This is a genomic window from Flavobacterium algoriphilum (assembly GCF_048158655.1).
In the GTDB taxonomy this organism is placed as follows: domain Bacteria; phylum Bacteroidota; class Bacteroidia; order Flavobacteriales; family Flavobacteriaceae; genus Flavobacterium; species Flavobacterium algoriphilum.
This window is the reverse complement of the sequence record NZ_JBLNKY010000001.1, coordinates 905,970-919,542: the sequence shown is the minus strand read 5'-3', so window position 1 is coordinate 919,542 and position 13,573 is coordinate 905,970. Positions and strand designations below refer to the sequence as shown.

Genomic DNA, 13,573 nt, shown 5'->3' with positions numbered 1-13,573 from the left:
TTAATCGTTTATCCTATAGCCAACGCTTCTTACAGTCTCAAACCACGCTATTTCGGCATGTTTCTCTAGTTTCTTACGGAGATTTCGAACATGCACATCAATAAAATTCGAATCAGAATTAACCTCCAGAATGTCGCCCCAAATATGCTCCGTTAATTGTAATCTGGTAATAACACGGTTTTTATTTAGAACCAAATATTGAAAAATATCAAATTCTTTTTTGGTCAATTTAACTGGAATGCTATTAGAGTATACTTTATAATCTTGAAGCTGCAGACTAAAGTCATGAATATCTAAATCATTAACCACAAAACCATGTATTCGCCTAATTATGGCAAATAAACGGGCTCCTAATTCGGTTAAAGCAAAAGGTTTTGTAAGATAATCGTCTGCTCCAAGCTGCAAACCATTAATTCTATCATCGAGTTCACCACGAGCCGTTAGTATTATGACTGCCATTTTAGATTGTACTTTTCGAACTGATTTTAATATCTCAAAACCACTTCCGTCCGGTAGTCCCAAATCCAATAACATAATATCATAATCATTACTGCTAATTTCCTCTAATGCGGTTGAACAGTTTTTAGAAATTTTACAAATATAACCACTCATAGAAAGAAAATCTTTCAACTCAATGGCTAACTCAGGATTGTCTTCAACAATAAGAATATTCATAAAATAATTGTGTAGTTAAAGTATTCAAAGTAACAAATAATGTGATTGTAAATTTTTTAAAGAGCTAAAAATTTAACTAAAAGTTGGTAATAAAAAAGCTGATAAATTTATTTACCAGCTTTTTCAATAATTACCTTTTTGTTCATCTAGCCTATTCATTTTACATTCCTCAGAAGCAAAACAAAAACGTTGCTCATTTTTTTGTTTTAGAAGTTTCCGTTCCCATAACCGCCCCTTTTTTCTCTGCTTTAACTTTTCTGTGTTTTGGATGTTTTTCCATTCTCACTTCTTTGGCTGGAGCTGTTTTTGTTGGAGTTGTTTTAGCACTTACCATAACACTTGTTCCTAACATAATTGCGACTAACATCAGTACTTTTTTCATGTTTTCTAAAATTTAAATTATTCATTTGTTATTTATAGATCAAATGTATACCTACAATATGAAGAAAAAATGAAGATTTGCTTGTGCAGAGAAATTTAACTTATTATTAAGTTTTTAGAATTTTAATTCAATTAGAAAGGCTTCACTTTTAATAAAAAAAGGAAGCCTAAAATTATAAAATAAATATTGGTTTATTTCATAGACAAATTCAACGAATGTACATCCAAATATATTTTTGTGCCTGTATTTATTCTTTTCACATGAACTTCTATTGATTCATTAGAATTCAAAGAAACTGTCCCTGTAACTGGAAAAGATTGCACAAAACCACTATTAGTATCAATATAGGTCTCTGTTTCTGGCAAGGGCACTACGGTAGTACCATTGGTAGAAATTTTAGCTATATAATAAACATAGGTTGCATTTGATCCCCCAGAAACTTCAGCAAATGAAATTGAGGCATTAACTTGAAAAGTTCTTGTTTTTTTACCCGTATAAGTTAATCTCCCACTAACATCCGATTTAACTCTATATAAATTAGAAACCGTTGTAGCATTAGTAATTACTTTATAATCGGTATTTTGAGCAGTAGCGGTTGTTCTTGTTGAAGTAGTGTTGTTGCTGTCATATAAAAATCCTGTTGCAGATGCGTCCCCTTCCGTTGGGACTCCTGCACATCTGACTGCCCATCTATTATCAAAATTATACCCCGTATAGTTTCCAACGGTATATCCTTTTACATATAGACCCGATGTAAGAGTACCTGTAAAAACAGTGGATTCTATTACTGCATCTCCAGTGATTGTTGGGTTACTGGAGACATCAAGACCAACAACTGCTCCGTTGACTTCACTAAATCCACCACTTTTTTCAACTAAACCAAAAGTTCCTTGAAATGTTTCATAGGTTCCAGAATTGTTTCCAAACCAAGCAGCATTACTAAGCAAAACTTTATTGATATCTTTATATACAATTCCATTAGTATTTGCTAGATACTGTACAATACTTACAAAAATTAATGCGAAATTTTCAATCTTACCTATATTGGAAGAGCTCGCGACGATACAATCCCTTAGAACTAAGCTTTGTGTTTGCGTACCAGATGTTATTGATCCTGTCCCAATAACATTAAAAACATTGCCACTCGTTGCTGTCAAAGTTAATATCTTAACTGACCCTCCTGTTGTTCCTGTAAAAAGATCGCCTGACGCCTTAACCAATTTATCTTCACCAGCATCCATACCAACTATGTAAGCATTATTCAATTCAATAGGTAAATCAACATTAATGATGCCATTAATTTCATATAAAGTATTTGCATCAAGAAGATATTTAGTACTACCTCCAGCAGTTTTTTCAGCGGATAGTACCGTAGCTAAAACATCCGTAGATTTAATACGTTTGAATTTTGATCTACCATTACCCCCACTATTGAGTACATTCCATAATGTTAAAGAGGAATTATAGTGATAAAAAGATTTTAAATCTGTGTCATAGACCATTAAACCATCGGCTGGGGATACTATTGCAGCCCGTTGCTCTGTAGTCATTCTAGGTGCCAGCATTCCTTTAGTAGTGGAAGAAACATCTAAAATAGAACTTGCATCTGGAGTAGTAGTCCCAATCCCAACTTGAGAAAAGGCATTTGTAGTTATTAACATGAAAAATAATAGGCAGGCTTGAAATACCTTTTTAACAGAGTATTTTTTCTCCATAATAAACAAATTAAAAAAATTAAACATATAAAGACTCTACTGGAGTGTAAATTCATTGGTAAACCTACAAAAAATGCTGTTTAAATACGTATCTAATCGATAAAATACTTTTTTAACACTATTTCGTATCTATAATCTTACTAATTTAAAATATTATTTACTTATTTATACCAGTCTCGATTTTAAATAAATTTCACTTTTAAACCTTGTTTGATAATTTTAAATTATCAAAAGTGTCTTCTAGATGTGAATTACAAGAAATGTACAAAACAGCCTCTTCTATATCTGTCAAGTTTTGTACTTTTGAAAACTTTATTAAATCACCAGTATGTCACAACAAAAACGCTTGTTCCTTCTCGATGCCTATGCTTTAATCTTTCGTGGATATTATGCTTTTATAAAAAATCCCCGTATCAATTCTAAAGGAATGGACACATCTGCCATTATGGGATTTATGAATTCGCTTATGGATGTGATTAAAAGGGAAAAACCCGATCATTTGGCCGTAGCTTTTGACAATGGCGGGAGTCAACTGAGAAATGAAATATTCCCCGAGTATAAAGCCCATCGTGACGCAACACCCGAAGCTATAAAAATTGCTATTCCATATATACAGGAATTGCTTAAAGCCATGCATATTCCTATCATAGAAGTCAAAGGTTATGAAGCCGATGATCTAATTGGAACCATTGCTAAACAAGCCGAAAAACAGAATTACAAAGTCTTTATGGTTACTCCAGATAAGGATTTTGCACAACTAGTTTCTGAAAATATTTTCATGTACAAACCTGCCCGAATGGGTAATGGAATTGAAATTTGGGGAATCCCGGAAGTATTGGAAAAATTCGAAATCGAAAGACCGGAGCAAGTGATTGATTTTCTTGGAATGATGGGCGATGCTGCTGATAATATTCCAGGATTACCCGGTGTAGGCGAAGTTACCGCTAAGAAATTATTAAAAGAATTTGGAACGATGGAAAACCTTTTGGCAAATACTGACAAGCTAAAAGGAAAAATGAGGGAAAATATTGAAGCGAACAAAGAAAAAGGATTACTATCTAAAACTTTAGCAACTATTTTACTGGACTGCCCCGTTATTTTTGATGAAACCGATTATGAATTATCGACTCCAGATATCGAAAAAACGGATGCACTTTTCAACGAGCTAGAATTCCGAAGGATGGCGAAACAATTTGATGCGATATTTAAAAAAGGCGGAACTGCAACGACGAATAAACCAGTCGATGATGCAAAATTATATAAAAAAACACAACCCAAAAACGAAGAACAATTTGATCTATTTGGGAGTACAATTCCAGATGAAACTTCGGAAGAAACGCGTCATCAATATTACAATTCGTTAGAAAACACCCAACATTCCTATCAGATTATAAAAGGTGATTTAGGACTGAAATTATTATTACAAAATTTACAAAACCAATCTACCGTTTGTTTTGATACTGAAACAACAGGTTTAGATGCTTTGCATGCGGAATTGGTTGGCATCTCATTCTCCTATGAAAAAGGTAAAGGATTCTATGTTCCATTTCCTGAAAATCAAGAAGAAGCACAAACTTTAATCGAAAAATTTATTCCTTTTTTCGAAAATGAACGTATTGAGAAAATTGGACAGAATTTAAAATACGATTTAAAAATTCTTTCTAGTTACAACATTAAAGTAGAAGGAAAATTATTCGACACCATGATTGCACATTATCTGATTAATCCAGATATGCGTCACAATATGGATATTTTAGCGGAAACGTATTTGAAATATTCGCCTAAATCCATCGAAGCTTTAATTGGAAAAAAAGGTAAAAACCAGAAATCAATGCGTGACGTTGAATTGGAAGCAATTAAAGAATATGCAGTTGAGGATGCTGATATCACTTTGCAACTCAAAGAAATATTTACTTTGGAATTAGATAAAACCGGCACCAAGAAACTTTTTGAAGAGATCGAAATTCCATTGGTTAAAGTCTTAGCTGATATGGAAAAGGAGGGAATTCGTGTGGATGTAGATTTCTTGAAATCACTTTCAAAAATACTAGATGATGACATTAAGATTTTGGAAGCGTCTATTTATGAAACTGCGGGCGAGAAATTCAATTTGGCATCTCCAAAACAATTGGGTGAAGTTTTATTCGATAAATTAAAAATTGGAGGAGCCAAACAAAAGAAAACCAAAACCGGTCAATATGCTACAGGCGAGGAAATCTTGAGTTACTTAGCTACTGAAAATCCAATTGTTAAAGACATTCTCGAATGGCGCCAATTCATAAAACTGCAGAACACCTACGTTGACGCCTTGCCAAACCAAGTGGACAAAATCACCAATCGAATACATACCGATTATATGCAAACTGTGGCGGCAACCGGACGTTTGAGTTCCAATAATCCGAACTTACAGAACATTCCGATTCGTACCGAACGTGGCCGACAAATCAGAAAAGCATTTATTGCCAGAGACGAAAATCACACGATCGTTTCAGCCGATTATTCTCAAATAGAATTGCGGATTATTGCGGCATTAAGCGGTGAAGAAAACATGATTAAAGCGTTCCAAAACAAAGAAGACATTCATAAATCAACCGCTTCAAAAGTGTTCAATGTTCCGCTGGAAGAAGTAACTCGTGAACAACGAAGCCATGCAAAAACGGTGAATTTTGGAATTATTTATGGAGTTTCGGCATTTGGATTGAGTAATCAAACCTCACTTTCCCGCTCTGAAAGTGCTGCTTTGATTGAAGCGTATTACAAAACGTATCCCAGACTAAAATCCTATATTCAAGAACAAATTGAATATGCCCGAGAAAATGGGTATGTGCAAACCATTTTAGGCCGTCGCCGCTATTTGAAAGACATCAATTCAGCCAATGCAGTAGTTCGTGGTGCTTCCGAAAGAAATGCGGTAAATGCTCCAATCCAAGGAAGTGCTGCCGATATTATCAAAATTGCGATGATCAATATTCATAGAAAACTAACCGCAGAAAACTGGAAAAGCAAAATGTTATTACAGGTTCATGATGAACTTGTTTTCGATGTCCATAATTCTGAACTTGAAAAAATACAACCTTTGATAAAATACGAGATGGAAAATGCCTTTAAACTCGATGTTCCTTTGGATGTCGATTTAGGAGCGGGAAAAGACTGGCTGGAAGCGCATTAGAATTTATTGTTTTCGAAATCTTATACCCAAACTATTCGTAAAAAAGGACACAAAAAAGCCATTCAAAATTTTGAATGGCTTTTAGATATTTAAACTTATTTAAAGATATTACAATTTTCTTGTTGACTCTCTTTCTTTCAATTTTGTTTTGATTACAACCGTCTCATAAGGCAAATTTTCTTCTTTTGATTCTAATCTATCAATAAGCAATTTAGCAGCGACCTCTCCTATTTCTATACCATGCTGACTTACGGTAGTTAAACTTGGTGACAATCTTCTGGAAGCAAGAATTCCATCAGCAAAACCTATAATAGAAAGTTCTTTTGGAATTTTATAGCCTTTTTTAAGACCAATTTTTAATGCAGCCACAGAATCATTTTCATCTAAAGCAAATATTCCATCAATCTTATTATTATCAAAAACTGCCTTGATTTTGTCTTTCAAATGTGCCTCAGAATCTGTTCGAATAATTAAATTTTCATTTACGGGAATATTGTTTTTTTTCAATGCTTTGAGATACCCATCAGCTCTTAATTTACCGACACTTAAATTATCTACAGAAGAAAACAAAGCTATATTCTTGCACCCTAAATTTATTAAATGTTGTGTCGAATTTAAAGCCGAATCAAAATCATCTACAATTACTTTGTCACATTCTACCCCTTCAGCTATTCGATCAAACATAACTATAGGAGTACCATCATTTATAATTTCTTTGAAATGCTGGTATTCATGAAGTTTTTGTGCTTCTTCAGAAACAGACAAAATAAATCCATCTATTGTTCCGTTACTCAACATTTCAAGGGTATGCGCTTCCTTTTCTAATGATTCATTAGAGATACACATAATAACGTTGTATCCTTTTTCATCTGCAACTTTCTCAATACCGCTAAATACTTTGGCAAAAAAAGAATTCAGAATATTAGGAATAATTACCCCAATAGTTTTTGTCTTTCTGTTTTTAAGATTTAAACCGATAACGTTTGGTTTGTAATTTTTTAATTTTGCGTATTCTTTAATTTTAATTTTTGTTGATTCACTAATTTCAGGACTATCATTAAGTGCTTTTGAAACTGTTGAGACAGAAACATTAAGTTCTTTTGCGATTTGTTTCAATGTAGCTTTAGCTTTCATAAATTTAAAATATTAACAGGAAGAGGCGATTATATGGTAATTATACAAATTATTTTAACAATTCTATAATAATATCTATTAAAATTAAACCAAATTTTCAGTATAAATAACTGTGAATCAATACGTAAGGTGTTAATTTTATTATTATATTTGTGATATTTATTCATCAATCGCAAATATACATATTAAATCTTAATCAGGAAGAATACAACTATTAACCTTTTAAATGTTTAAATTATGAAAATGTAATATTGATTCAAGCAGTAAAAGCCAAAAATCACTCCTTAGCTGCCCGAAAAATTAAGGATTAAGTTTTTATATATAATTAATAAAAAAACTTAAAAATTTTAAACCGAACTCCTCAAAATCGTTTAAACCTACTTAACATATAATTAACTATTAATAATATTTAGATTATGAAAAATGTAGTTTCGATTCAAGAACTAAAACCATCTTTCACAAACAGAAGGAGTTTCCTGAAAATTAGCGGCCTCACATTTGTGGGCACAAGTTTATTATTAGCAGGCTGTAATAATAACGATAATGTGAATGATCCCATTAATCAGTTCCCCGGAGTAAGAAACGGAGTTTTTGATTTAGGTGGCGGAGATTTTGGTGTCTTAACCTATGCCTATGCACTAGAACAATTAGAAGCCGATTTTTACACCAAAGTAGTCAACTCTTCTGGATTCACAACGAATTTCACAGCGCAAGATCAAGCAGTCCTTACCGATTTGTACCATCATGAAGTAATTCATCGAGAATTTTTCAAGACTGCCTTAACAGGAGCCTTACCAGATCCAAGTACTCAGCTCTTGCCGACCTTAGCTTTTGATTATGGGACCTTAAATTTCAGTAATCGAACTCAAGTTCTAGCTACCGCAAAAGCCCTGGAAGATACAGGAGTAGCTGCTTATAACGGTGCGGGGAAATTAATTACAAGTCCAGATTATCTTTTATTAGCAGGAAAAATAGTTTCTGTTGAAGCAAGACATGCTTCGGCTATCCGAAGTTTAATCAATCCAAACTCAAAAGATTTTGCCGGAGACGATGTTGTAAATTTCACAACAGGATTAGACGTAGCAAATAACCCATCCCAAGTACTTCCTGTTGCTGGAGGTTTTATCACAACAAAATTTACTGCTCAGTATTTACCTTAAACTTTTAAATTTAGAAATTATGAACATATTAAAATTTATAGAGTCTTTTGCTAATGAAAGTTTAATGGAAAGTAAAGGCTCCAGAAGAGAAAGTTTTGGACAATTTAGTAAATTAGGAAAAGGTTTAGCTTTAGCAGCGATTCCATTCGGATTAGCATCACTATCAACTTCTGCCTATGCGGCAGATATTTCGCCAACACCAAGTACGCCCATCGGTGCTTTACAGCTTGCCTTAACACTAGAATATCTTGAAAAAGAATTTTATCAGATGGCTTTAGATTCCAGTGTAATTCCATTACTTGAAAATTTAGGACGTGATAGAAAAGTTTTTGAACAGATTTCTCAACACGAGAATAGCCATGTGACTTTTTTAATCGCAGGATTAGGAGGCACAGCAAGTGCAAACTTTGTACCTAAACCCACTTTTGATTTTACCGTTGGCGGTGCTTTTAGTCCCTTTACAGATTACCCAACATTTCTTGCCTTGGCTCAGGCCTTTGAAGATACAGGAGTAAGAGCCTACAAAGGCCAAGCGGGGAATCTAATTTCAACTCCCGACTTACTTAAAGCTGCATTACAGATCCACTCTGTTGAAGCTCGACATGCCTCTGAAGTAAGAAGACTAAGAGGATTAAAGGGGTGGATTACCGGAAATGAAAGAGGAGCTGGAATGCCTTCACAAACTCAAGCTGTGTATGACGGTGAAGAAATTACGGTACAAGCGGGCTATAATACAGCGGCGTTATTTGGTGCAGCAGCAGGATCAGAATCTTTTGACGAACCTCTAACCACAGCTCAAGCTGTAGCTATCGCAAATTTATTCATTGTGTAAAATTAATTTTTACTGATTATTAAAACCATTTGAATTCTAAATTCAGATGGTTTTTTTATATAAGACTTTATTTATCATCATATTAATTAGAATCAACCCTTGGTTTGCCCCTAAATATAGATCTATAAATTCATCGTTAAAATTATCTTTTACAGGTGTTTGTATTTAAAATAATTAATTGTACTTTTGCAACCCCTTTATTGGGGATGGAATGTTTAATTAAAAAAATATTATGGACGCATTAAGCTACAAGACACAATCAGCAAGCAAAGCCACTGTTACAAAAGAGTGGATCGTTGTAGATGCTGATGGTCATAACTTAGGTCGTCTTGCTTCAAAAGTCGCTATGATTTTGAGAGGTAAGTACAAACCAAGTTACACACCACACGTGGACTGCGGAGATAACGTAATCGTTATCAACTCAGAAAAAATTAACCTTACAGGTAACAAAATGGATGAAAAAACATACATCCGTCACACTGGTTACCCTGGAGGTCAAAGAACTTTAACTGCTAAAGTATTGCAATCAAAAAATCCTGCATTACTAGTAGAAAAAGCAATAAAAGGGATGTTACCAAAAAATAAAATTGGTGCTGAACTTTTTAGAAATTTAAATGTTGTTGTAGGATCAGAGCACAAACAAGGCGCTCAAAAACCTAGAACAGTTAACCTTAACGATCTTAAGTAATGGGAGTTATTCACAAAATCGGTAGAAGAAAAACCGCTGTTGCACGTGTATATGTTTCAGAAGGAACAGGAGTAATCACTGTAAACAAAAAAGCATTCGAAACGTACTTCCCAACTGCAACTTTACAGTACAAAGTTTTACAACCTATGTCTATGACAGAAAATGTAAGCAACTTTGACGTAAAAGTTAACGTTTACGGTGGTGGTTCAACTGGTCAAGCAGAAGCTGTAAGAATGGCATTAGCACGTGTTATGTGTGAAGTAAATGCTGAAAACAGAGCTATCTTGAAACCAGAAGGTTTATTGACAAGAGATCCAAGAATGGTTGAACGTAAGAAATTCGGTCAGAAGAAAGCTCGTAAGAGATTCCAATTCTCTAAACGTTAATATTGAACTTGTTTCAGTATCTATTGTTAGATTATTTGAAATTATTAAAGAGATGCTGAAAAAATTTCAGCGTAAATTAAAAAAAACAGTTGTTGTTGCTCTCCTACCGAGGTAGGAAATAGTTTAGCATCTAAATGTATAAAGCCGAGAAATCGCCATTTATGCATTGCTAATCAACAGAACGTAAACTAGAACAAAATGGCAAACAAAGTAGAAGTAAAAGAATTACTAGAAGCAGGTGTTCACTTCGGACACATGACTAGAAAATGGGATCCAAACATGGCTCCTTACATTTATATGGAGCGTAATGGTATTCACATTATCAATCTATATAAAACTGCAGCAAAAATTGAAGAAGCTAATGAAGCTTTGAAAAAAATCGCTGCATCAGGTAGAAAAATATTATTCGTTGCTACCAAAAAACAAGCAAAAGACATCGTTGCTGAAAAAGCAAAAGCTGCAAACATGCCTTACATTACTGAAAGATGGCCTGGTGGAATGCTAACTAACTTCGTAACTATCCGTAAAGCTGTTAAAAAAATGGCTACTATTGATAAAATGAAGAAAGATGGTACATTCATGACTCTTTCTAAAAAAGAGCGTTTACAAGTTGATCGTCTTCGTGCTAAATTAGAGAAAAACTTAGGTTCAATCGCTGACATGTCTAGACTACCAGCTGCATTGTTCGTAGTTGATATCAAAGCGGAACACATTGCAATAAAAGAAGCTCAAAAATTAAACATTCCAGTTTTCGCAATGGTGGATACCAATTCTGACCCAAGAGAGGTTGAATTTGTAATCCCATCTAACGATGATGCTTCTAAATCAATTGATAAAATTTTATCTTTAGTTACGGCTGCAATTGTTGAAGGACTTTCTGATAGAGGTTCTGACAAAGAAGGCGAAGCTACTGCTGAAGTTGTTGCTCCTGCTGCCACTGAAGTTGTTGCTCCTGCTGCTGAAGCTGTAGAAGTAGCTCCTGCTGTAGAAGCTGCTGCTCCAACTGCAACTGAAGAATAAATAAACATTTAATTCCAAGTTTTAAATTCCTCTCCATAAAAAATTAGAAACCTAAAGTTGATAATTTAATAAAATTGGAAATCGGATTTAACACTTGGAATTTTTTACTTTTAACCTTAAAAAATAATACATATGGCAACAATTACTGCTGCAGACGTAAATAAATTAAGAACAATCACTGGCGCAGGAATGATGGACTGCAAAAAAGCTTTGGTTGAAGCAGACGGAGATTTCGATTTAGCTATCGAAAACTTACGTAAAAAAGGACAAAAAGTAGCTGCTAATCGTTCCGATAGAGAATCTACTGAAGGTGCTGCAATTGCTGTTGTAAATGCTGACAAAACTGCTGGTGTTGTGATCACATTGAACTGTGAGACTGACTTCGTAGGAATGAATGAAAACTTTGTAAAAATGGCTACTGAAATGGCTAATTTGGCATTGAATTTTGACAATAAAGAAGCATTTTTAGCTGCTGACTTCAACGGAGTTACTGTTGCTGATAAATTAATCGAGCAAACTGGAGTTATCGGTGAAAAACTAGAGATAAGAACTTTCGAAAAATTAGAAGGTGCTTTCATTGGGTCTTACATTCACTCTGGAAACAAAATTGCTACTCTAGTTAGTCTATCCGCAAAAATCGAAGGTGCTGATGAAGTATCAAGAAACATTGCTATGCAAGCTGCAGCTATGTCACCTATCGCTTTAGACGAAACTGGTGTTGATGCTGAAACTATCGCTAAAGAAATAGAAATTGCTAAAGATATCCTACGTCAAGAAGGAAAACCAGAAGCAATGTTAGACAATATCGCTAAAGGTAAATTGGCTCGTTTCTTTAAAGATAACACTTTAGTCAACCAAGATTATATTAAAGACAATAAAATGAGCGTTGCTGCTTATGCTAAATCTTTAGATAAAGATCTTATCGTTACCGGTTTCAAAAGAGCTGCGTTAGGATAATTTATTCTGACTTGCTACAGAATCTCTGAATTTATTTTAGATTTCTGAACTCAAATATAAAATCTCATTTTGTTGTAAAAACAAGATGGGATTTTTTTATTATCTAAAAAGAAATTAAAATACTAAATTTGAATATTAATTATTTTTTATGTTTAAAACCAAAAAAGAGTTTGTATTCGTTATCCTCGCGGGTATTTTTATCACTAATGCTGTTGTCGCTGAATTAATTGGTGGAAAATTGATACAAGTTGGTCCTTTCGTTATGAGTATCGGAATTTTGCCATGGCCAGTAGTTTTCCTCACTACCGATTTAATCAATGAATATTTTGGAGAAAAAGGGGTTAAAAAGCTATCCTATATTACCGCTTGTTTAATTGCTTATGCTTTTATCATTCTACTTTTAGCTATACTTGTTCCCTCCGCAAAAGGGATTAGTCCTGTAAATGATTCTCAGTTTTATGCCGTCTTTGGTCAAAGTATGTGGATTATTGCCGGTAGTATTATCGCATTTTTAGTTTCACAATTAATAGATGTAACCGTTTTTTGGTTTTTTAAAAACAGAACAGGAGAACGGAAAATATGGCTGCGAACAACCGGGTCTACAGTTGTTTCACAATTATTCGATTCCTTTATTGTTTTAGGAATTGCATTTTGGTTACCCGGAAAAATCAACTTTGATACTTTTCTGAATTCTGCATTAATTGGTTATACGTTTAAACTGGGAATTGCAGTTTTATTGACACCGCTAATTTATTTGGGACACCATTTAATAAAAAAATATTTATCAGAAGAAACAGAATAATCATGGAAGACAAAATAAGATGTAAATGGTGTATTGGGATTGCTATTTACGAAAAATACCATGATGAAGAATGGGGAGTTCCCGTTTATGACGATCAAAAATTATATGAGTTCTTAATCTTGGAAACTTTTCAGGCGGGATTAAGTTGGATAACCATTTTAAAAAAGAGAGAAAACTTCAAAATAGCCTTTGATGATTTTGACTATAAAAAAGTTGCACTTTATACCGAAGATAAAATCCAGGAATTACTTCAAGATACGGGAATCATTCGCAATCAATTAAAAATCAGATCGGCAGTTTCAAATGCGGTTGCCTTTATGAAAGTACAAGATGAATTTGGCAGTTTTTCCAAATACATTTGGCAATTTACCGGAGGAAAACCAATAAATAACAATCGAAAAACCCTGAAAGAAGTTCCTTCTACTACTCCTCTTTCTGACGCTATCAGTAAAGATTTGAAAAAACGTGGGTTTAAATTTGTAGGTTCTACTGTAGTTTATGCGCATATGCAAGCAACAGGAATGGTCGACGATCATGTGGAAGAGTGCTGGAAAAAACAGTAATTTTTTAAAAATCAATGACAAAACAAGTTTAAAAAGTTTTATTTATTTTTCAAAATTTAAGAATCACCTATTAAATAATATCCTGTTTTT

Annotated in this window: 13 protein-coding genes; 9 read left to right on the top strand and 4 right to left on the bottom strand. The window is 33.8% G+C overall.

The genetic code is table 11. The annotated features are described in order from the left end of the window. The 3 genes from ACM55G_RS03975 to ACM55G_RS03965 all read right to left on the bottom strand — a co-directional run bounded on the left by ACM55G_RS03975 (position 1) and on the right by ACM55G_RS03965 (position 2,772). Positions 1 to 675, bottom strand: coding sequence for a response regulator transcription factor (locus ACM55G_RS03975; RefSeq protein WP_416842609.1), 675 nt, complete (start codon positions 673 to 675; stop codon positions 1 to 3). 193 nt (positions 676 to 868) lie between these two features. Continuing rightward, entirely contained in the window at positions 869 to 1,057 is a 189-nt protein-coding gene (locus tag ACM55G_RS03970; protein WP_416842608.1) for a hypothetical protein, read from the bottom strand. A gap of 191 nt (positions 1,058 to 1,248) precedes the next feature. Beyond that, positions 1,249 to 2,772 (bottom strand): hypothetical protein, encoded by a 1,524-nt coding sequence (locus ACM55G_RS03965; protein ID WP_416842607.1) that lies wholly within the window; start codon positions 2,770 to 2,772, stop codon positions 1,249 to 1,251. A 328-nt stretch (positions 2,773 to 3,100) separates the two neighbouring features. Here ACM55G_RS03965 and polA point away from each other — a divergent pair, with 328 nt between their 5' ends. Beyond that, positions 3,101 to 5,941: a DNA polymerase I gene (polA, locus tag ACM55G_RS03960; RefSeq protein ID WP_416842606.1), complete on the top strand. Its 2,841-nt coding sequence runs from the start codon at positions 3,101 to 3,103 to the stop codon at positions 5,939 to 5,941. Between the two features lie 108 nt (positions 5,942 to 6,049). Here the strand turns inward: polA and ACM55G_RS03955 are convergent, their stop codons facing one another. Further along, complete coding sequence (locus ACM55G_RS03955; RefSeq protein ID WP_416842605.1) at positions 6,050 to 7,075, bottom strand: LacI family DNA-binding transcriptional regulator; 1,026 nt, start codon at positions 7,073 to 7,075, stop codon at positions 6,050 to 6,052. Positions 7,076 to 7,491: 416 nt separating this feature from the next. Here ACM55G_RS03955 and ACM55G_RS03950 point away from each other — a divergent pair, with 416 nt between their 5' ends. The 8 genes from ACM55G_RS03950 to ACM55G_RS03915 all read left to right on the top strand — a co-directional run bounded on the left by ACM55G_RS03950 (position 7,492) and on the right by ACM55G_RS03915 (position 13,483). Then, a complete protein-coding gene (locus ACM55G_RS03950; RefSeq protein WP_416842604.1) occupies positions 7,492 to 8,235 on the top strand; it encodes a ferritin-like domain-containing protein in 744 nt (247 codons plus the stop codon). 19 nt (positions 8,236 to 8,254) lie between these two features. Beyond that, on the top strand, positions 8,255 to 9,067 hold the full coding sequence (locus ACM55G_RS03945; RefSeq protein WP_416842603.1) for a ferritin-like domain-containing protein: 813 nt from the start codon (positions 8,255 to 8,257) through the stop codon (positions 9,065 to 9,067). 232 nt (positions 9,068 to 9,299) lie between these two features. After that, a complete protein-coding gene (gene rplM, locus ACM55G_RS03940) occupies positions 9,300 to 9,755 on the top strand; it encodes a 50S ribosomal protein L13 (protein ID WP_416842602.1) in 456 nt (151 codons plus the stop codon). Further along, positions 9,755 to 10,141, top strand: a complete 387-nt coding sequence (gene rpsI / locus ACM55G_RS03935; RefSeq protein WP_066080508.1) for a 30S ribosomal protein S9 — start codon at positions 9,755 to 9,757, stop codon at positions 10,139 to 10,141. The genes rplM and rpsI overlap by 1 nt, the downstream gene beginning before the upstream one ends. A gap of 198 nt (positions 10,142 to 10,339) precedes the next feature. Next, on the top strand, positions 10,340 to 11,161 hold the full coding sequence (gene rpsB, locus ACM55G_RS03930) for a 30S ribosomal protein S2 (RefSeq protein ID WP_416842601.1): 822 nt from the start codon (positions 10,340 to 10,342) through the stop codon (positions 11,159 to 11,161). A 132-nt stretch (positions 11,162 to 11,293) separates the two neighbouring features. After that, a complete protein-coding gene (gene tsf, locus ACM55G_RS03925; RefSeq protein WP_416842600.1) occupies positions 11,294 to 12,118 on the top strand; it encodes a translation elongation factor Ts in 825 nt (274 codons plus the stop codon). Positions 12,119 to 12,266: 148 nt separating this feature from the next. Then, a complete protein-coding gene (locus tag ACM55G_RS03920) occupies positions 12,267 to 12,920 on the top strand; it encodes a queuosine precursor transporter (protein ID WP_416842599.1) in 654 nt (217 codons plus the stop codon). A gap of 2 nt (positions 12,921 to 12,922) precedes the next feature. Next, on the top strand, positions 12,923 to 13,483 hold the full coding sequence (locus tag ACM55G_RS03915; protein WP_416842598.1) for a DNA-3-methyladenine glycosylase I: 561 nt from the start codon (positions 12,923 to 12,925) through the stop codon (positions 13,481 to 13,483). Positions 13,484 to 13,573: the final 90 nt, after the last annotated feature.